The 19,289-nt window shown below is 34.5% G+C and carries 18 protein-coding genes and 2 pseudogenes; 10 read left to right on the forward strand and 10 right to left on the reverse strand.

Annotation, left to right across the window (positions count from 1 at the left end; genetic code table 11):
• Window positions 1-807: 807 nt before the first annotated feature.
• The 4 genes from hepT to KGI01_RS00215 form a co-directional block, all read right to left on the reverse strand.
• Window positions 808-1,215: a type VII toxin-antitoxin system HepT family RNase toxin gene (hepT, locus tag KGI01_RS00200; RefSeq protein WP_141272296.1), complete on the reverse strand. Its 408-nt coding sequence runs from the start codon at window positions 1,213-1,215 to the stop codon at window positions 808-810.
• Entirely contained in the window at window positions 1,208-1,618 is a 411-nt protein-coding gene (mntA, locus tag KGI01_RS00205; RefSeq protein ID WP_141272298.1) for a type VII toxin-antitoxin system MntA family adenylyltransferase antitoxin, read from the reverse strand. Before mntA ends, hepT begins: the two co-directional genes overlap by 8 nt.
• Window positions 1,619-1,731: 113 nt before the next feature.
• Entirely contained in the window at window positions 1,732-2,439 is a 708-nt protein-coding gene (gene rluF / locus KGI01_RS00210; RefSeq protein ID WP_068456946.1) for a 23S rRNA pseudouridine(2604) synthase RluF, read from the reverse strand.
• Window positions 2,440-2,789: 350 nt separating this feature from the next.
• Entirely contained in the window at window positions 2,790-3,725 is a 936-nt protein-coding gene (locus tag KGI01_RS00215) for an Abi family protein (RefSeq protein ID WP_141272301.1), read from the reverse strand.
• Window positions 3,726-3,934: 209 nt separating this feature from the next.
• Between KGI01_RS00215 and KGI01_RS00220 the strand changes: the two genes are divergently transcribed.
• On the forward strand, window positions 3,935-5,401 hold the full coding sequence (locus KGI01_RS00220) for a phytoene desaturase family protein (RefSeq protein ID WP_141272303.1): 1,467 nt from the start codon (window positions 3,935-3,937) through the stop codon (window positions 5,399-5,401).
• A 54-nt stretch (window positions 5,402-5,455) separates the two neighbouring features.
• Here the strand turns inward: KGI01_RS00220 and KGI01_RS00225 are convergent, their stop codons facing one another.
• Window positions 5,456-6,001 (reverse strand): hypothetical protein, encoded by a 546-nt coding sequence (locus tag KGI01_RS00225; RefSeq protein WP_141272305.1) that lies wholly within the window; start codon window positions 5,999-6,001, stop codon window positions 5,456-5,458.
• Window positions 6,002-6,191: 190 nt separating this feature from the next.
• On the opposite strand from KGI01_RS00225, the gene KGI01_RS00230 reads away from it, so the two are divergent.
• From KGI01_RS00230 to KGI01_RS00240, 3 genes are all read left to right on the forward strand, one after another.
• Window positions 6,192-7,700, forward strand: coding sequence for a DUF1846 domain-containing protein (locus KGI01_RS00230; RefSeq protein WP_141272307.1), 1,509 nt, complete (start codon window positions 6,192-6,194; stop codon window positions 7,698-7,700).
• 74 nt (window positions 7,701-7,774) lie between these two features.
• Window positions 7,775-9,241: an N-6 DNA methylase gene (locus KGI01_RS00235; RefSeq protein WP_218026231.1), complete on the forward strand. Its 1,467-nt coding sequence runs from the start codon at window positions 7,775-7,777 to the stop codon at window positions 9,239-9,241.
• A gap of 209 nt (window positions 9,242-9,450) precedes the next feature.
• Window positions 9,451-10,320 (forward strand): hypothetical protein, encoded by an 870-nt coding sequence (locus KGI01_RS00240; protein WP_141272311.1) that lies wholly within the window; start codon window positions 9,451-9,453, stop codon window positions 10,318-10,320.
• A gap of 87 nt (window positions 10,321-10,407) precedes the next feature.
• On the opposite strand, the gene KGI01_RS00245 is transcribed toward KGI01_RS00240, so the two are convergent.
• Entirely contained in the window at window positions 10,408-10,779 is a 372-nt protein-coding gene (locus KGI01_RS00245; protein WP_141272313.1) for a hypothetical protein, read from the reverse strand.
• Window positions 10,780-10,958: 179 nt separating this feature from the next.
• On the opposite strand from KGI01_RS00245, the pseudogene KGI01_RS00250 reads away from it, so the two are divergent.
• The 3 genes and pseudogenes from KGI01_RS00250 to KGI01_RS00260 form a co-directional block, all read left to right on the forward strand.
• Window positions 10,959-11,369, forward strand: a pseudogene (locus KGI01_RS00250) (recombinase family protein); the annotation flags it as partial.
• A gap of 114 nt (window positions 11,370-11,483) precedes the next feature.
• Window positions 11,484-12,329: an AraC family transcriptional regulator gene (locus KGI01_RS00255; protein ID WP_010731423.1), complete on the forward strand. Its 846-nt coding sequence runs from the start codon at window positions 11,484-11,486 to the stop codon at window positions 12,327-12,329.
• A 208-nt stretch (window positions 12,330-12,537) separates the two neighbouring features.
• Window positions 12,538-12,867 (forward strand): sensor histidine kinase, encoded by a 330-nt coding sequence (locus tag KGI01_RS00260; RefSeq protein WP_141272315.1) that lies wholly within the window; start codon window positions 12,538-12,540, stop codon window positions 12,865-12,867.
• A 44-nt stretch (window positions 12,868-12,911) separates the two neighbouring features.
• Here the strand turns inward: KGI01_RS00260 and KGI01_RS00265 are convergent, their stop codons facing one another.
• The gene (locus KGI01_RS00265) at window positions 12,912-13,343 is read right to left on the reverse strand and encodes a MarR family winged helix-turn-helix transcriptional regulator (RefSeq protein WP_141272317.1); all 432 of its coding nucleotides are present in this window, start codon (window positions 13,341-13,343) and stop codon (window positions 12,912-12,914) included.
• Between the two features lie 119 nt (window positions 13,344-13,462).
• Between KGI01_RS00265 and KGI01_RS00270 the strand changes: the two are divergent.
• Window positions 13,463-14,044 (forward strand): annotated as a pseudogene (locus KGI01_RS00270) (NAD(P)H-dependent oxidoreductase).
• 41 nt (window positions 14,045-14,085) lie between these two features.
• On the opposite strand, the gene KGI01_RS00275 reads toward KGI01_RS00270, so the two are convergent.
• Entirely contained in the window at window positions 14,086-14,418 is a 333-nt protein-coding gene (locus KGI01_RS00275; RefSeq protein ID WP_141272319.1) for a MerR family transcriptional regulator, read from the reverse strand.
• 74 nt (window positions 14,419-14,492) lie between these two features.
• On the opposite strand from KGI01_RS00275, the gene KGI01_RS00280 reads away from it, so the two are divergent.
• Window positions 14,493-15,179 carry a type 1 glutamine amidotransferase domain-containing protein gene (locus KGI01_RS00280; RefSeq protein WP_141272321.1) on the forward strand — a complete coding sequence of 229 codons (687 nt, stop codon included), beginning with the start codon at window positions 14,493-14,495 and terminating at the stop codon, window positions 15,177-15,179.
• 54 nt (window positions 15,180-15,233) lie between these two features.
• On the opposite strand, the gene KGI01_RS00285 is transcribed toward KGI01_RS00280, so the two are convergent.
• Window positions 15,234-15,854, reverse strand: coding sequence for an NAD(P)-dependent oxidoreductase (locus tag KGI01_RS00285; protein WP_141272323.1), 621 nt, complete (start codon window positions 15,852-15,854; stop codon window positions 15,234-15,236).
• 169 nt (window positions 15,855-16,023) lie between these two features.
• Between KGI01_RS00285 and KGI01_RS00290 the strand changes: the two genes are divergently transcribed.
• Window positions 16,024-17,796, forward strand: a complete 1,773-nt coding sequence (locus tag KGI01_RS00290) for an aminopeptidase P family protein (RefSeq protein WP_141272325.1) — start codon at window positions 16,024-16,026, stop codon at window positions 17,794-17,796.
• A gap of 297 nt (window positions 17,797-18,093) precedes the next feature.
• Here the strand turns inward: KGI01_RS00290 and KGI01_RS00295 are convergent, their stop codons facing one another.
• Complete coding sequence (locus KGI01_RS00295; protein WP_141272327.1) at window positions 18,094-19,275, reverse strand: MFS transporter; 1,182 nt, start codon at window positions 19,273-19,275, stop codon at window positions 18,094-18,096.
• Between the last annotated feature and the right edge of the window lie 14 nt (window positions 19,276-19,289).

Consider the following 19,289-nt stretch of genomic DNA (forward strand, 5'->3'; position numbering starts at 1 on the left):
AGACAGAGAACACTTTGTCGTAGCATGTCTTGACACAAAGAACCGACAAACACCAGTACAGTTCACATAGGCAGCATCAATCCAGCATCGTACATCCATGTGAAGCCATGAAAACAGCCATCCTTAGCTTAGTAACGCATCTTTAATAATTTGTTGCCATCCACACTGCTCAGGTAATTCCTACACCAACCTCAGAAGATATTGACGTAACAGAATATCTTGTAGAAGCAGATAAAAATAGTAGAGATTGAACTCCTTGAGCATATTATTGTTGACGACGACAAGTTCATTTCATTAAAAGAAAAGGTTATTTTTAAGAGGATATAACCCATTTATATGTTCCTGAATAAGTTTAAGCGATATACAGACAATAATGTATCCATTGATGGAATTAGATACGAAACATTTAGTTTCTGTAAATAAGAAATAGACGAAGTACTTATTCCATAAGATATTTTAGAAACACTTGATGAAATTGTAGTTGCTTCATCTATTTTATTTGCTGATGAAAATGGGGGATTTATGCGTACATTAGTACAAGATAATGAAACATTAGAATACGACAAATTATGTAAGGTGGTTTATCAATAGTACACCTTTTAATTTGGAAGATTGAAATGAATTAATTGGGAAATGAGTTGGAGGTAATTGAAAGTCGTAAAAAGTATAATTAAAACATAAGTTGTTTATGATAATTAATTTTCTAATAAATACATTGTTAGAAAAAAAGAGACAAAATAAAAAAGCAGCTTCAAAGAATAAAGTGATAGATAAAAAGATTTAACAGTCTTTTTAATAAATATGGATTTATATTTCTAACTGTAACATGATTTGAGTAAACTGTTTAAAATCATCAATATGCTTATCTAAAATAGCTTCTAATATGTCAACCTTTAGCGCTTGATAGTCATGTACCGCAATATTTCGGAAACCAACCATATTCATTAATGTTTTCGCTAACGATGAATCAATTATATGAGCTTCTTGTAATAGCTTAAAGCCTTCACGACTTGCTTTCGGAACACCTAGTTTACGTTCACTAACAATATGCATCGCTAAATCAATACTTGCCTCGCATGCACGTTGAATATTTAAAATGATACTGTCTTGTTTTGTAAAGTCTTTTAAATTTTCAGAGTTGCCTTCGTAAACCTCATGAATTCGGTTTACACAGCGTTCAATTGTAGTTATTTTATTTAAGATTACATCATTCATCGCCAAAAACACTTCCTCGTTCTTTAATACTTTCAATCACACCAGCACGCTGTTCACTTAATGTTGCATACATACTATAAGCACGCATTTTTTGGCGTGTAAATTCATTTTCATCTTGAATATAAATCGGTATTCCTTGTGAAAATATTTGCATCGTGAACACGGTATCAATTTGTTTAAGGTCGACTAAATCAACTTCACGATCAGCAATTTCAGCTAATTCGCTTGCTAGTAAAAAACGTTCATAAGATGATAACTGCTCTTTACTAAAAAAAGCTAAATCAATATCGCTATCAATGCGATTCGTGCCTTTTGCGAACGATCCAAATAAAATGATGAAAGCTGGGTTTATTTTATTTTGAATTACTTTGATTAGCTGTTTTTTAAGATTTTCTTCAAGCATATTATCACCACCTTAACTCTATTATATACGTTGACGCAAAAAACCGCACTTACTGTCATCACAAGTAAGTGTGGTTACTGAGGGCGTGGGTAGAACTTGATATTCCAATATTTCTACCATTCTTTTGGTTCATAGTTTAATTCTCTAAATAGTTGAGTTCGCTCTTTTTTAGATAAATCTCTCCATTGACCAGGAGGAAGTTTGCCTAATTCAATGTTCATGATGCGGATTCTTTGTAATCGGTAAACTTCGTAGCCTAATTCAGCGCACATACGGCGAATTTGACGATTTAATCCCTGTGTTAAAATGATTTTAAAATCATATTTTGATAGTTGAACGACTTCACATGGAAGGGTTGTTGTGCCTAATATTTTGACACCTTCCGACATCTTCTTCAAGAATTCAGGCGTAATGGGTCTATCTACTGAAACGATATATTCTTTTTCATGTCTATTTTCAGAACGCAGAATTTCGTTTACAATGTCACCATCGTTCGTCATAAGTATTAAGCCTTCTGAATCTTTATCCAGACGTCCAATATTAAATATTCTTAATGGATGGTTGACTAAATCAACAATATTTCCCTTTACACCTTTTTCGGTTGTACTCGTAATGCCTACAGGTTTATTTAAGGCAATATAGACATTATTTCGTGCCACTCGGACAATATTTCCATCTACTTCAACTTCATCCCCAGGTTCAACTTGGCTACCTATAGTTGCACGTTTACCATTAATTTTAACTCGGCCTTCGGTAATTAATTTATCAGCGCCTCGTCTAGAAGTCTTCCCAGATTCACTTATATATTTATTAATACGCATGTTGCCACATCCTTATTCATGGATTGTTTTATTAAATACTAACTATACTTTATTTTAAGGATAAATTACATACTATTATATGGATAAAATGAGTTGAAATTTGTGTGTAATTACATTATAGATCGCCATCATAGGTTATCTTTTTTATATAGAGAAAGGGATATAAAAGGGAATGGAAGGGGACAATTACTTTCCTATTGTTGTAGTTGGTAGTTTGTTTTTTGATAAGAAACAGGAGTAGGTTATTTAAAGTTAATATTACGAAGAAAAAAACTAAGGTCGATTTTCTAAAAAAGAAAATCGACCTTTACAAATCGCCTGTGGATTTTTTCATGTACTTTATTATATGTTTAAAATGTACTTGAATGCAAGTTTTCTTGCTTTAATAAAATAATCTTACAGAAAAAAGCATATATAGAATTAAGTTGATTGTGTTTTATATATAAATTATTTTCTTTTCTAGCACGAACTAAAAACTTATAAATTTCTTTTTTTCTTTCCATTTTAGTTCTACCTTTGGGCATTAATCGCTCGTAGATAATATAAATAACAGTCATATCATAGATTCTTAGATTATTTAATTTCCTTTTAGCAGAGGTTTTGTTTGGAATTTTTTTATAAACATATTCAGTAACAAGTTGAGTGTTGTTAAATTTCTCCTTACTACCTACAATATCATTTAAAAGTGAGGAGCTATGTGCAGCTGTATTTCTAATATTTTTAACAGCGTATAAATTATTACTTAAATAATGGTAACTCGACTCCGTATTATACTTTAAATAAAATTCAATGAAATCTATAAGTGTTCCGAAAGACATTGTTTCAAATGCAACCCATACAGGTGTATGCGTTTTGTATTTTTCATAGAGTGAAGAGCTATATTTAGAATACTTCGAATAACCGAGTATATCTTTTTTTCTTTTAGTAGGGTTTTTTGAAGTTGAAATAAATTGATCCATAATAGAATAACCGTCTTCGTTTAAATTCTCGGTAATTTCAGCAAGAATAACGGTTTTAATTCGATGTTCTAAATCTAAAGACATTTTCATTAGAAGATATCGTAATTGCATATCTAACGCAGATAAATCACTTAATAATTCAAACGATACATTTGTATATTGATCTTTATGGTTTTTAATAAAGTTTTTTCGATAAGATATGAGTTTAAAAAAGTAATTATTTTTAGATAAAAAAGATATGATTTCATCATGTGTTAAATTATATGTAATTCCTTTACGGTCAAAATAATCTATCATGTCTGGGAATCTATAAATAGGAACATCCATACTATATCACCTCTTACTGTTTATTATATATTAACTAAGTTAAGAAATAAAAAAACACTGATATTTGTTATAGTAAAGCTCACCACCGTAGCCTACTCCAAAACTATACGTTTTGAAGGGGCTTTTCTTTATCTCTACATCTCATCTGTGATTTAATAAACATGAAAACAATTACATGAATCGATGTCTTGGAAAGGGAGAGGTTCCTCTTGGGTAAAACGGTTTGTATTATTGGTGCGGGTGTTGGTGGCTTGATGGCTGGTGCTTTTTTGGCGAAGAAGGGATATCAGGTGACGGTTCTTGAAAAGGCTACAAAAGTTGGTGGTTCGGCGGGTTCGTATGTGCGAAAAGGGCGCACGTTTCCTACAGGTGCGACGATTGCTTTTGGGTTGGAAGAACAGGGGTTACTCGATACTTTAATAAAAGAACTTCAACTTGATTTGCCATTCCAATTGTTGCAACATCCAATGGATATCATTTTATCAGATCGTCGAATTTCGATTTATCAAAATCAAAAAAGATGGGATGAAGAATTGCAACAGGTACTGCCAGAACATCAAAAAGATGTGCAGGCTTTTTGGAAAAAACTTGAGCAGATTAGTGAATATGTGTACGGTGTAACAGCTACGGGTGTCTCGATGCCGATTAGTCGTCCTTATGATTTAGGAAAGTTACCAAGTCATGCGCTAACACATCCAAAAGCGATGTTACATTTGGCGCGCTATGCGACGTGGACGGTGGAGGATTTATTACGCAAATACCATTTAGAATCGTATGAGCCGCTTCGTCAGTTGATTGATGCAGCACAGACAGATTGTACAGAGGCTGCTTTACTCCCTTCTAGCTTAGCATTGGCAATCTATAGACGTGGCAGTTTCTATATTGAAAAAGGTATGGGGCAATTATGCGAATTACTAGCCGAGCGTATTGTTGAGCTTGGCGGTGAGCTCATTTTAGCAGCGACGGTAAAAGAGCTGACATATGAACAGAAAAAGTGGCATGTGACAAGTCGAAAGCGAAGTGGTGAATTCGACATAGTTATTAATAACACAGGAGTTTCATTCGGCAAGGGCACAAGCTACGCCGATTCAGATTCATTTTCTTGGGGAGCCTTTCGTGTAGATGCACTTTTAAAAGATTCATTCTGGCATCAGGAATTACAGGGAAGACCGCTTCCTTTTGCGCTTCAAATTGTGCCGAGTAAAGAGCAAACAGTATTATTTTCAGATGTTCATGGACCTGTATATGCAACGTTTCAACCTGCTTACGACGATCAAGGTGAGAAGGTACCAAAAGAAATCATGATGACGATTTCTATTCATGCGAATGAAGATGGATGGAGAAAGGAATCAAAAGATGCATATAAAGCGATTAAACAGCAAATAACGGATGCGATGTTTGAGGAGATTCAAAAAGTAATCAATATAAAAGATTATTTAATTTATGAGGAATCTGGAACCCCGTTAACGTATAAAAAATATATGGGAAAAACGAGTGTCGGTGGTTTCCCGTTAACTGTTCGAAATGCTATTACAAAACCGAAAAGTGTTCGTTCACCTTTGCCACAGCTCTATATTGTAGGTGAACAAGCCTTTCCAGGACCAGGAACACTATCATCAGCATTAAGTGGCTACCACGCAGCACGCGCTATTATGCATACACATTGTTTAAAATGAAAAAATAAAGTCCAGCACATATATTAAATTATTCAGCTTTATTTGAGTTTTTTTCTAAATAATTTGTGTGATTTCATTTGTTTGTGCATTAAACGTGAGCTGAACAGGTTGTTGTGTATAAAAATCTAGTGCATGAATTGAGAGTAAATGGTTATTCCATTCTTTAAATTCAATATAGTCAATCATAATAGACGTTTCAATAGGGGTGATTTGTTGTTCAAATTCCTTTGAAGTATCTAAATTTTTTTGTTTGGAGATGAAAATAGTATAGTAATCGGATAACATAACTTGACCAGATGGTGTGAGTGTAACGTTTCGAAGTAAGCCACCTACATCATCATAATTGAGTGTAGTGAATTGTCTGGGTTGTTTGCGGTTAATTTCATAAAGTAAAAGATCAGTTAATACATAGCAACAGTCATTTTCATTGGAGATGGCGATTTGTCTAGGTTCACCTTTGAACTGACCATAAAATGTGTCATAAGAATCAGTTTCGAATTTTACCCATGTCCAATGTTCTGTATGGATGGGTGCATCAAAGATATGTTCTGAATAGAGTCCGGATATTGGTGTTGTTGTTATTTCAGCTGTTTGAATCATATGAATCACCTTCTTTTTAATATTCTTTGACTATAACATATAGTAATCGTTTTTTTAGATTGTGTCATTTTTCCTTTGTCTATTTTTTTGAAAGCCTTATAATGATAAAAGATGTATTTTAGTGAGCATTCTTTCGAAATGGGTAACCATTTGAGGAAAGAGCTTGAGAGAAAGGGCGCGCAGAAATCAAATGAAAAAAGTTGGATTTGATATCGAGAAGTATTTGCAAGAACAGTCTGCTTATATCTTAGAACGAGTGGAACAGTATGATAAGTTATATTTAGAATTTGGTGGGAAATTAATCGGAGATAAGCATGCGAAGCGTGTGTTACCAGGATTTGATGAAGATGCGAAAATCAAATTATTGAACACATTAAAAGATAATGCAGAGATTATCATTTGTGTATATGCAGGAGATATCGAGCGTAATAAAGTACGTGAAGATTACGGGATTACCTATGACCAAGATGTACTGCGTTTAATCGACGAGTACCGCGCATATGGTATTTCAGTGAATAGCGTACTTTTAACGCGTTATGAAGGGCAACCAACAGCAAAAGTATTTATGACGAAGTTAGAGCGTAGTGGTATTCGTGTATTCACACATAGCCAAATCAAAGGTTACCCAACGAATGTAGAAGAAGTCATCGGAGAAGAAGGATTTGCGAAGAATCCATATATCGAAACAACGAAGCCAATCGTCGTTGTAACAGCTCCAGGACCAGCTAGTGGTAAGTTAGCGACTTGTTTGAATCAGATGTATCATGAACATCGCTTAGGTAATAAAGTGGGTTATGCGAAGTTTGAGACGTTCCCTGTTTGGAACTTACCTTTAAAACATCCTGTGAACATCGCATATGAAGCCGCAACAGTCGATTTAAAAGATGTGAACCTAATTGATAACTATCACTATGAAGCGTATGGAAAAGTCGCTGTAAACTACAATCGTGATATGGAAACATTCCCTGTCATTAAACGTATTATTGAGCGTATTACAGGGAAAGAATCAGTGTATCAATCACCAACAGATATGGGTGTAAACCGTCTGAAATCAGGAATTACAGACGATGAAATCGTACAAGAAGCAGCACGCCAAGAAATCATTCGTCGTAGCTTTAGCGTAGAGAATGATTATAAAAAAGGTTTAGCTGATGAAGATAGCGTACGTCACATGCAAGTAATTTTAGAAGAAACGAATTTGAAAAAAGAAGATCGTGCGCCAGTATTGCCTGCACGTGAATATGCGAAGCAATTACAGGAACAAGAAGGTAGCACACATTTACAAGCTGTAATCGCTGTAGAATTACCGAATGGTGAAATGATTACAGGACGTACAACAAAGTTAATGGATGCATCAGCTGCAGCCATCTTAAATAGCTTGAAGAAATTAGCGAATATTTCAGATGAAATTAAACTATTATCACCAATGATTTTAGAAACGATTCAACGCTTAAAAACAGATGAGCTAAATAGTCGTGTACCGACATTAATGGCGAATGAAGTATTAATTGCTTTATCAATTAGCGCAGTAACAAATCCAACGTCTGAGTTAGCTTATAAGCAATTACCAAACTTACAAGATACACAGGCGCATTCAACAGTTATTTTAAATCGTGAGAATGAGCAAACATTGAAAAACTTAGGGATGGACGTAACGAACGATCCAATCTATCCAACTGATAATTTATTTTATAACTAATGATATATGTAGTCTTCTTTGCAAGAGAAGGCTACATTTTTTCATGTACAATAAAAGAAAAGGAGGAGAGTATCTTGGGGAGAGGTTCGAAAGTTTTACAAGTAGAGAAGATGGACCGACGAGAGCTTGGCTATTACTACACACCTGACTTCGTAGCGCGTTATCTGACGGACAGACTTCGCATGATTCAACCAAATGGACGAACTGTATTGGACCCTTGTGTGGGGAAGGAAGAATTAATCACGCATTTCTTAGCAGATGGTTATATAGTGGACGGTATAGATATTTTTCGACATGAAGAAACGTATAGTTGCACATTTACACAGATGAATTTTATTGATGTATATAGAGAACAACTAGAACCACTTCACTATGATTACTATATTGCGAACCCTCCTTATAATTGCCACGAAGTCGATTACATTCAAAAGAATAAAAAAGAATTGAAAGTATTATTTTCCGATGTAGGCGTACACAATATGTATAGCATGTTCATATCGGCTTTAATTGATGTAGCGAAAGACGGTGCAGTACTAGGATTTATTACATACGATTCTTTCTTTACAGCAAAGATGCATCAGAATTTACGCAGAAAGATATTGGAAACATGTACGATTCATGAGATTACGATGTGTCCAACAGACTTGTTTCATGAACAATCGGCAGACGTAAGAACAAGTATCATCATTTTACAAAAAGGAACGTCTTATCAAAAGGGCGTCTATGCAAAAAACCGACCAATTTCAACAGCTGCTTTTACAGAACAATTGCAACAACAGCTGACTGAATTTATGAATGGAGAAGTGAACACACATACGTTAGATGAATTAATTTTGAATGATGAAAAAGACTATGCGGAGTGGATGATCGATAGTCCTGTGGAGGTTAAAAAGCTTTTTCAATATGAGCGAATAGGTGACCAGTTTGATTGTGTGACAGGGATCTCGACAGGAAAAGACTCACTTTATTTATCAAAAGAAAAACGTGCACCGTTTACAATTCCATTTTATAAAAATCCGGGAAGTCACCGCTTCTACGCACCAGTTCGACTTTATTTACATGAAGATTTTTTAGAATTTGATCGATTGATACCAACGTTTAATGTGCGTAATAAACAACTTCTCTATCAATCTGGTATTACCTGTTCTTCAATGGGTGTAGCTTTTACAGCGAGTCGTCTCCCTAAAAATGTGACATATGGTGTGAACGCGAATATTATTTGTGAGGATGAAGATGTTTGGTGGTTACTAGCTTACCTCAATTCAGAGTTAGTCACCTATTTAGTACGTGGTATTTTAAATCGTTCAAATATGGTGACCTCAGGTTATGTGGCGAGAGTCCCCTTATTACCGTTTACGAATGAGCAAAAAAGTCAGTTAGGCATATTAGCAAAACAAGCTTATGAACTTGCAGAACAACAATATGCATATGAGGATCAATTAAAGGACATCAACGACATGATTCATCGCGTTACTGCATTCTCAAATGAAACAACGAAGAAAATTAAAGAGTTTAATATGTACTTAGTACAAAGTACATAAATTTATTTTTAAAATGGATTTATTTTTAGAAAAATAATGAAAATCTCTATAAAAAATCAAAAAAACACTTCTTGAAAATCATAAAAATGTAATTTTTGCAAAAAAAACATTAAAATAAACCTAATTTAGCTCGTTTATTTAATGTGTAATGAATTTTATAGTACTTTTTTGTTAAGGTTAAATTACATAAAAAATGCAAGGAGAAGAAAATGATTACATCTTTATATACAATATCTGTTTTAGTTTTAATTATCGTATTAATTGTATTCTTAGTTAAAAAAAGAAAAGCAAAAAAATCATCTGATTTAGAATCACAAGTTAAAGTATGGGCTAAAAGATTAAAGATAACATTTAGTGTCTTTATCGTTCTATTAGTTCTCAATATAATATCTGGTGCGTTAAGTGAAGATACTGAAGATAAAAATCAAAAAGAAGCATCTTCAGAGGAACAAAAAAAATCAGCAGAGGATATCGCGAAAGAATCTGAAAAAGAGTACAAAGATTATACAGAGCAATCAGAGAAAAATGATAAAAAGAAATTAGCAATTGGTAAAGAAATTGTTGCTGAGTTATCAAAACTACAATTCGAAAAAGATGAAGTAGAAGATCGAACATGGTATTACAACTCGTACTTAACAAACGATCGCACTATTTATCAATCATACCCTTATCTATCTTTACAAGGTGATATTCTAGATGCTGAAAGTTACGTAGAACAAAGTAGTCGTCCTAAAATGGTAGAATTCGTACGATTTAGTTATTCAGGTGATGATTGGTTATTTGCAAAAGATAAAATAGTAGTGAAAACAGATTCTGATAAACATACTCTTTATACAGAACAAATTTGGAGCCGTGATAATTCAGGCGGTGGCGTTTGGGAATGGTATGATTACCCTGTAAAAGAAGATACAGATGTCTTTATGGATATGGCTAGTTCTAAAAAAACAATTTACCGTTTAGAGGGTAATGAGTACTATAATGATCATACATTGTCACAAAATGAAAAAAATGCTTTAAAACAAATTACATCAATTTATGAGAAATACAATAAGCTATTTGAATTAGATCGTGTAGAATAAGTTTTTAAATAAAATAAATTATGAAAAAAATAAGGCCTCACAATAAAATGTGAGCCTTATTTTTATAGAGTTTTTTAATTTCTGTTATTATGAAATTCTCTTATCTAAAATGACACCAATAATTAATCCGATTGTTGAGATTAAAAATAGGTATGCACCTGAACCAGCTACATTAATGGCAGTCCCAAATATTTCGTCTGATTTTGAACTAATATAAGCAATTGAAGCGATTAATGCTACGATTCCACAAACTAGTCCGCCAACTTTATTTATATAAGTATTCTTGAGAACACAATAAACTGGATAAATAAAAGCAATTAAAAAAAGATATCCACCTTGTTGGAAACCAGAAGCACTTAAAATACCTAATTCAACCCACGGTAAAAATAAAGAAATAAGGGCGAGTACAGTTGTAATTAAGATAATTTTTTTACCGAGTGATAGTTGTTTAAAATTCATATTATTCACCACCTCCATCTTATTTTACCATAAAATATAAAAAAAGATTTATAATGTAAATCAATAAATCATTTAAAAATAGTGGAAATATTAAAAAGTATATACAATACATCTTTAGTTCTAGTTAAAAAGACCTTATAATGTATAAAATAGTATATATTTTAGATGGGTGGGGAAATAATGATATTATTTATGTTACAGACTTAACTCGGATCACTCGGAGTACGCAGAACTTATTTGAATTGATTGATTTAATACGCAGGAAAAAGGCAAGCTTAAAATCACTCAAGGATACATGGCTAGATTTATCAGAGGATAATCCATATAGCCAATTCTTAATTACAGTAATGGCTAGTGTGAACCAATTAGAACGAGATCTTATCCGTATGCGTCAACGAGAAGGGATTGAGCTGACTAAGAAAGAAGGGAAGTTTAAGGGTCGTTTAAAGAAATATCATAAAAATCACGCAGGAATGAAATATGCAGTAAAACTATATAAAGAAGGCGGTATGACTGTAAATCAAATTTGCGAAATTACTAATGTGTCTAGGGCTTCATTATATAGAAGGCTATCGGAAGGAAACAAATAGTTTGTCCTGATTCTATCAAAAGGTTTATTTTTTGATACCAACATTTTTAGGCATGAAATGTCGGCAATTATTATCTATTTTGTTTTAAAGTAAATATTGAAAGGGAGTAAACTTATGGATTGGCTAGAAAGAATGAACAATGCGTTAAACTACATTGAAAATAGCTTGAATGAAGAAATAGACTACAAAGAGATTGCAAAAGCAGCTAATTGTTCTGAGTTTCATTTTTCAAGAATGTTCTCTTCAATCTCAGGTATATCGCTATCAGAATATATTAGACGTAGACGGTTAACACTCGCAGCATTTGAAATTCAAAAAAGTGATATTCGGATCATTGATGTGGCAATTAAATATGGTTATGTTTCTTCTGATACTTTCTCACGTGCTTTTCAAAAAATGCATGGAGTAACCCCTTCCAATGCTCGTAATAGAGGGGTACAGTTAAAAGCCTTTCCCAGAATTTCCTTTCAAATTTCTATTAAAGGAGATACCGAGATGGAGTACAGAATTGAAAACCTTGATTTTGAATTAAGAATTGTTGGAAAAAGTAAGCCAGTAAAAACAAGCAGAGCATTTAAAACAATCCCTACGCTTTGGAACACTGCGAAAAAAGATGGATTTATGCAAGAACTAGTAGATATGTCATGGGAAAATCCAAAATGCACGCTTGAAAGCCTTCTGGGGGTTTGCGGAAAAGAAGCTGCCATAACAGATGAACAATTTTCCTATTTCATGGGCGTAAGATACGATGGGGAATCCCCAGAAAATATGGAGACGCTTATTATTCCCGCAAGTACATGGGCAGTTTTTCCGAACATAGTGGATGCATGGAAACGTTTATATTCCGAGTGGGTCCCTACCTCCGAGTATGAACTTGCAAATTTACCGTGTATAGAATGTTATTACGGTCCGAAGCATAAACCAAGACACGAACTCTGGGTCCCTGTTATCCCGAAGTAAATTACATATTCAGTAATAGAATGCTGTTTATGGAGTAACGAAAAAAGAGCTTAATTTCTCAATTTAGGTGATGGGAAATCAGGCTTTTTATATTGGAAATTCCTTATCGTTGTAAATCCGCATTTTCCTGACGCTACCCCAAAAAGAGCGTTATGGTGATCAACTTAATTACACAATTGAGTGTGAACCGTCACTTGCTTCTATTCAAATGTCAAAAATTTTATTACAGCCGATTGTTGAAAATGCCTTGTATCATGGGATTCGAGGTCTTTCGCATACAGGTGAGATTCGAATCTATGTAAAAGATGAAGGAGAAGATTTAACCTTTTATGTAGAGGATAATGGAGAAGGATTCGACACATCTACTCTAGATGAAATACAAGAGAAAAAACAAACAAAACTAGGCGGTGTCGGCATTCAAAATGTGGATGAACGTATTAAACTGTACTACGGAGAAACGTACGGTGTGACGACTGATTCTACAATCAATGAAGGGACAACCGTTACCATTAAAATTAGTAAAACATTGCACACATAATAGATATAAAAAAACAGCCCTTTGGTTCAAGAAAGGGCTGTTTTTTAGTCATAAAATAATTTTTGTTGTAGTAAATCAAGTGCTTTTTCAAGTTCAAACTTTTCGGCAGCAGTTAAATGCTCGATTCTTTTTTGAAATTTATGTTCGATTTTTTGAAAAGAAGTAGACATCATTTTTGTACCTTCAGTAGATAATGAAATTACTTGTTTTCGACGATCCACAGCATCGGTTTCTTTTATAATCCATTTTTGTTCTAATAATTTTCGTAATTCACGACTTGTATTCGGTAGAGAAATATGGAGACATTCGCTAATTTCACTTGGTGTTACCGGTTGGCTCACTGTAATGTACTCTAAAATAGCATATTGAACAGCTGTTAGATGTTCATTTTTTACATCCTTTGTGAGTTGTTGTGTGGTTAAATGTACAGCAGATGTAAAGGAAATAACTTTTTCAAATAAGGTTTTTTCGTTCATAAGAGACACTCCTTTAAAAAAACATATCAAATAACTTATCTAAAAACAATTATCATTTGACAACTAATTACTTTGCAAGTTATATTTAGTTATCAAATGATAACTAAAAGAGGTGTAGAATGAATATTTTAATTGTGTACACATATCCGAATCACGAAAGTTTAAATGCGTCATTTTTACAACACACATTAAAAGGGCTGCATGATCATTCTCAAAAACATGAAGTACAAGTGCTCGATTTATATGCTGAAAATTTTAATCCAGTATTAGATTTCCATAAAGAAAAACGAAGAAGAGATTTATATAAAGACCCAGATTTAGAGAAATACAGGGAGCAAATTAAATGGGCGAATCAACTGATTTTTATTTATCCAATTTGGTGGGGAAGACCACCCGCAATGTTATTGGGATATATTGATAAATTATTTTCTGCAAACTTTGCATATCGAGATACAAAGGGATTATTTGCAGAGGGGTTATTAAAAGGAAAATCAGCTATTTGTATTTCAACAATGAAAGGACCAACACATTCTCCATTTATTTAGCTGCATAATGCACATAAAATTTTGATGAAGCGTGCACTATTTCAATTCGTCGGTATTAAAAAGATAAAGTTTTTTGAATTTGGTTCTATGGAGAAAAAAGAGGGAAAACAACAAAAGAGGTTGTTACAAATTGAAAGTCATATGAGAAATTTATAAAAAAAAACGCAATTTCATATGCGTTTTTTATAGATACTCATTTATTCAATTTTTGTATCAATTTCTTGAATATAAGTTTGAAGAATGTCAATTTGCTCAACTAATGTTTGTTTATGTTGTTGCAAAATTGCTTGCACATTTAATTCTGCATGTTGTGATTCAAATGTTTGAATTTGCTGCTGGATTGTCTGAATGGACATACCGAGCGTTCGAAAACAGCGAATTAAGTTGAGTAATTCGATTTCTTTCTCTGTGAATATTCGATTACCCTTTGTATCACGTTGAACAAAAGGGAGTAGTTGAATTTTTTCATAGTAGCGAATTGTGCTTGCAGGCACTTGTGTTAATTCTGAAGCTTGTCTAATAGAGTACATGAATCGTCCGCCTTGACTTAAAGTATGGTTTAACTTGTATTATGAAGCATATCAAGAAAAAAGGAGTATGTATAATGAAAAAAATCTTAGTTGTCGTAACGAATGTATCAAAATATCCAAACCAAGCGCGTGCTACAGGATTATGGTTAGCAGAAGCAGTTCACTTCGTAGAAGAAGTAACAAAAGCAGGATATGAAGTAGATTATGTAAGTCCTAAAGGTGGTTATACACCACTTGATCCACATAGTCTTCAAGCAGATCAAATGTCTGAACTAGATTGGTCTTACTATACGAACCCTACATTTTTAAATCGTTTAGGTACAACAATGGCTGCGAGTGAAGTAGATGCAAGCGAGTATGATGCAATTTATTACACAGGTGGTCATGGCGTAATGTGGGACTTCCCAGAAGATGCACACCTTCAAAAATTAGCGAGTGCCATTTATGAAAAAGGCGGCGTAGTAGCGGCTGTATGTCATGGTTCAGTCGGCTTATTAAATATTCAAACTGCAACAGGTGACTATTTAATTAAAGATAAAAAAGTAACTGGATTTACGAATACAGAGGAACAAGCTGTAGGATTAACAGAAGTAGTACCATTCTTAACAGAAGACGCGTTAAAAGAACGTGGCGGCCAGTATGTGAAATCAGATGACTGGGCATCATTTGCAGTAGCAGATGAACGTCTCGTAAGCGGTCAGAATCCTTCTTCAGGTGCTGCAGTTGCAAAAGAAGTTATTCAATATTTAGAAGCACAATAATGAAAAAGTCCGAAGTCGCATTATAAGTGCAATTTCGGACTTTTTTATGGTTTATTATTGTGCAATTCCTACCGATTCACCGATATATGTGTCGTCATCTAAGGCTTTTAAAATAAAGTGTGCGACATCAGCACGTGGTATATTACGTGCATTCTCTGGTACGCCTTCTTTTGCTTCACGATATGCTCCTGTATAGTCATCATTCGTCAAACCAAGTGGACGAACAATCGTATATTGTAAGTCTTTATGTGCTTGAATCAAATCAACAGCGTGGCGATGGTCAGTTAAAACATTTTGAAGCATTTTCATCACCATTTTGCCACCTACACCCGGTAGTTCATTATTGATTCCAGCAGAAGCGGTATAGACGATTCGCTTCACGTGATGTGCTTCCATACCAGCTACAATGTGTTGGGTCATTTCTTCTAATTGTGTAGACTTCGCCACCATCTTATTTGAGCCGAGACAAGAAACAACGGCATCATGATCTGCAATTGCAGCAGATACTTCTTCTGCATTTGTCGCGTCACCGCGTACGACATGAAGATGGTCATTTTCGATTTGTAATTTTGTTAAGTCACGTACAAAAGCAGTCACTTCATAACCTGCTTGAAGTGCTTGATTGACTACATGACGTCCAACGCCTCCAGTAGCACCGAATACAATGATTTTCATAAAAATCCTCCTCGAATATAGCGTTATTTACTTATACCCTAAATGAAAATGACATAACAAATCAAATAATGTTCGATTTTTTTAAATATTCAACACTCTTTGGTTCACAAAATAACTTTTTTTGTTCAAAATAGAGAGGTAAGTAATTTTGATAGGGGGACAAATGAAAATGATTAAAGAACGCGTAGCACAACTGAGAGAATTAATGAAAGAACATCAATTGGATGCGTATATTATTCCAAGTTTTGATGCACACCAAGGAGAGTATGTAGCAGATTATTGGAAGAGTCGTGAATGGATTTCAGGTTTTACAGGTTCTGCTGGTACGGTCGTAATTACATTAGATGACGCAGGGCTATGGACAGATGGGCGTTATTATATTCAAGCAGAAAAACAATTAGCAGGTTCAGGCATTCGATTATTCCGTATGGCAGATCCTGAAGTACCTTTTTATACAGAATGGTTAGCGGATGTTTTAAAAGAACAGGCGACAATTGGTTTTGACGGTCGCGTATTCTCAACACAATTAGTAGAGCGTATGAAAAAGGATACAGCTGCTAAGCAGATGAAAATTCATGCAAAAGACGATTTAATTGGTCAACTATGGATCGATCGTCCAGCGATTTCAGATGCACCAGCTTATATTCATGACGTGAAGTATGCAGGGAAATCACGTACAGAAAAATTAGCAGAAGTACGTGCTGAGATGAAAAAACATCAGGCAACACATTATCTTGTTGCTTCTTTAGATGATATTGCATGGTTATTAAATATTCGCGGGACAGATGTTCCAAATAACCCTGTAGTGACAGCAAATGTGTTGATTACCGATACAAATTGCACCATTTTTATTGATTCTAAAAAATTACCACAAGATGTGAAAGAAGTTTTAGAAGCAGATGGTATTGAGGTTAAAGAATATGAAGAAACTACAGCAACACTTGAAAAGTTACCAACAGATGCAGTCATGTTATATGATGACCAACGCATTAATTATGCTTTAGATGAAGCCATTCCAACAGCTGTTAAACGCATCGCCAAAACAGATGTAACAACAACATTAAAAGCGATTAAAAATGATGTAGAAATTGAAAACTTCAAAGCATGTGAATTACGTGATGGCGTAGCGATGGTTCGTTTTATTAAATGGTTAAAAGAAGAAGTGGCATCTGGGAACATTACCGAAATCGCAGCAGAACAAAAATTAGAAGACTTCCGTCGTGAACAGGCTGACTTTGTAGAGCCAAGCTTTGATACAATTGCGGCATATAAAGAGAACGCAGCGATGATGCATTATAAAGCAGAGGAAGCGACTCAAAAGACATTAGAAGCACAAGGATTATTCTTAGTCGATTCAGGTGGTCAATATTATGATGGTACGACGGATATTACACGTACAATTGCGCTAGGTACTTTAACAGATGAAGAAAAACACCATTTCACACTCGTATTACAAGGTTTTATCGCACTAAGTAAAGTGAAGTTCTTGCATGGCTCAACAGGTGGTAATTTAGACGTATTAGCACGCCAACCAATCTGGGCTGAAGGAATTGATTATAAGTGCGGTACAGGACATGGCGTTGGTTTCTTCTTAAATGTACATGAAGGACCACAAAGTATTCGCAACAACAATCACGTTGTGTTAGAAACAGGCATGATTTTGACGAACGAACCAGGGATCTATTTAGAAGGAAAACATGGCATTCGTATAGAAAACATGTTAGTTGTAGTAGAAGCAGAAAAAACGGAATTTGGTCAATTCATGGCATTTGATACCATCACATACTGCCCAATTGAAGTAGATGCAATCGCAGTAGAATTACTAACACAAGCTGAAAAGCAATGGTTAAATGCATACCATGAAGAAGTATATGCCAAACTTTCTCCATATTTAAATGAAGAAGAACGAGCTTGGTTAAAACACGAAACAAGAGCAATTTAAACAAAGAAAAGCGAAGCCATTCAAAATTGAGTGACTTCGCTTTTTACATAAGGAGTTGCATCCCATGTTTTATGTTGTATTTTTATACTCAATGATTTTTATTGTGTGGCAGTATCATCTAGCGAAAAAAGGTCGATTTTTAGTTGCATCCATCATATCGATGATCTATTCACTGCTTATTTTTAATTTTTTACAGGGTGAATCTTTTATGTTTTTAACGGTTTATATTAATTTCTATTTATATCTTATGACGCTCGTAGCTTATTTAAAAAAGTCCTCTTTTTCGTAAAAAATTTTTTATTTTGATTTCTGATCCAATCGATAACTAATACTCGTTAAAATACATGCTAGAATCGCAAGAACACCACCTACAAATGGAATGAATGTTAGCGAGCTTGCGTGATAGACAAATCCGCCAATTGCAGAACCCATCGCAATCCCTACATTACTTGCGACAGGCATGAGAGAAGCTGCAAGACCTGTTGCGCTCGGCTGATAAATTTTTGCTAAATCAATTAAATATAACTGAGTTGAAGTCGTTAAGAGAATCGACATGAGTGACATCAATCCAATATTAACTAAAGCGAGTGGTAACGAAGCAGTTGTCCAGTAGATTGCGATTAATACAAGTGCTTGAATAAAGAAGACGATACGCAGTCTGGCGATTGGACGATGACTAGCAATCTTTCCAGCAAGAATATTACTAAAGATTGAAATGACACCATAACCAAATAATACGAGACTGATGGACTCATTTTGAATATCTAATGTTTTTAAAATTGGTACAAGATACGTGAATACGGCATACGTAGCGCCAAAGCCAAGAGCTGGAATAAAGAATGCCATTAGAATTCGACTGTTACCAAGTAGTGCGAATTGGTCACGAATGGAACCTTTCTCCTGACTGAGTTTATGCGGTAATAAACGCTGTGCAAAGATGAACGCAACTAAACCGAGTGAAGCGGTTAAGATGAATGTTACGTGCCAAGAAAAGTGTCCAGCAAGTAATGTACCAATGGGAACGCCAATCACATTCGCTAGTGTAAAGCCACCGAATACGAATGAGATGGCCATGCCACGCTTGTGTTCGGGAACCGATTCATTGGCTACGACCATCGCTAACGAGATTAACACACCTGTAACGATTGCTGTCAGCATACGAAGTACGAGTAGGACGGTATAGCTTGTTGCAAAAATGGATAATGTATTAAATAGAACAAAAGCTAAAATTAACAGTAGCATCCAAGGACGTTTTTTAAAGTGACTTGTAAGTGCCATAACGATTGGTGTAGTAATGGCAAAAGTAAAGGCAAATGCAGAAACGAGTGTACCTGCTTGTGCATTTGAAATATGAAGACTAGAAGAAATATCAGTTAAAATTCCGACAATCACAAATTCGCTTGTACCTAATACGAATGTAAGTAGGCTTAAAGAGAAAATGAGTAGACCATAGGGTGTTTTGTTTTCTTGTTGTGTCATAGACAGGCTCCTTT

This window comes from Kurthia gibsonii, from assembly GCF_006539985.1.
GTDB lineage: Bacteria > Bacillota > Bacilli > Bacillales_A > Planococcaceae > Kurthia > Kurthia gibsonii.

Coding starts and splice junctions, on each gene's coding strand:
- hepT (WP_141272296.1), bottom strand. CDS start 1,215: ATGAATGATGTAATCTTAAATAAAATAACTACAATTGAACGCTGTGTA.
- mntA (WP_141272298.1), bottom strand. CDS start 1,618: ATGCTTGAAGAAAATCTTAAAAAACAGCTAATCAAAGTAATTCAAAAT.
- rluF (WP_068456946.1), bottom strand. CDS start 2,439: ATGCGTATTAATAAATATATAAGTGAATCTGGGAAGACTTCTAGACGA.
- KGI01_RS00215 (WP_141272301.1), bottom strand. CDS start 3,725: ATGGATGTTCCTATTTATAGATTCCCAGACATGATAGATTATTTTGAC.
- KGI01_RS00225 (WP_141272305.1), bottom strand. CDS start 6,001: ATGATTCAAACAGCTGAAATAACAACAACACCAATATCCGGACTCTAT.
- KGI01_RS00230 (WP_141272307.1), top strand. CDS start 6,192: ATGAAAAAAGTTGGATTTGATATCGAGAAGTATTTGCAAGAACAGTCT.
- KGI01_RS00240 (WP_141272311.1), top strand. CDS start 9,451: ATGATTACATCTTTATATACAATATCTGTTTTAGTTTTAATTATCGTA.
- KGI01_RS00245 (WP_141272313.1), bottom strand. CDS start 10,779: ATGAATTTTAAACAACTATCACTCGGTAAAAAAATTATCTTAATTACA.
- KGI01_RS00255 (WP_010731423.1), top strand. CDS start 11,484: ATGGATTGGCTAGAAAGAATGAACAATGCGTTAAACTACATTGAAAAT.
- KGI01_RS00260 (WP_141272315.1), top strand. CDS start 12,538: ATGTCAAAAATTTTATTACAGCCGATTGTTGAAAATGCCTTGTATCAT.
- KGI01_RS00265 (WP_141272317.1), bottom strand. CDS start 13,343: ATGAACGAAAAAACCTTATTTGAAAAAGTTATTTCCTTTACATCTGCT.
- KGI01_RS00275 (WP_141272319.1), bottom strand. CDS start 14,418: ATGTACTCTATTAGACAAGCTTCAGAATTAACACAAGTGCCTGCAAGC.
- KGI01_RS00280 (WP_141272321.1), top strand. CDS start 14,493: ATGAAAAAAATCTTAGTTGTCGTAACGAATGTATCAAAATATCCAAAC.
- KGI01_RS00285 (WP_141272323.1), bottom strand. CDS start 15,854: ATGAAAATCATTGTATTCGGTGCTACTGGAGGCGTTGGACGTCATGTA.
- KGI01_RS00290 (WP_141272325.1), top strand. CDS start 16,024: ATGATTAAAGAACGCGTAGCACAACTGAGAGAATTAATGAAAGAACAT.
- KGI01_RS00295 (WP_141272327.1), bottom strand. CDS start 19,275: ATGACACAACAAGAAAACAAAACACCCTATGGTCTACTCATTTTCTCT.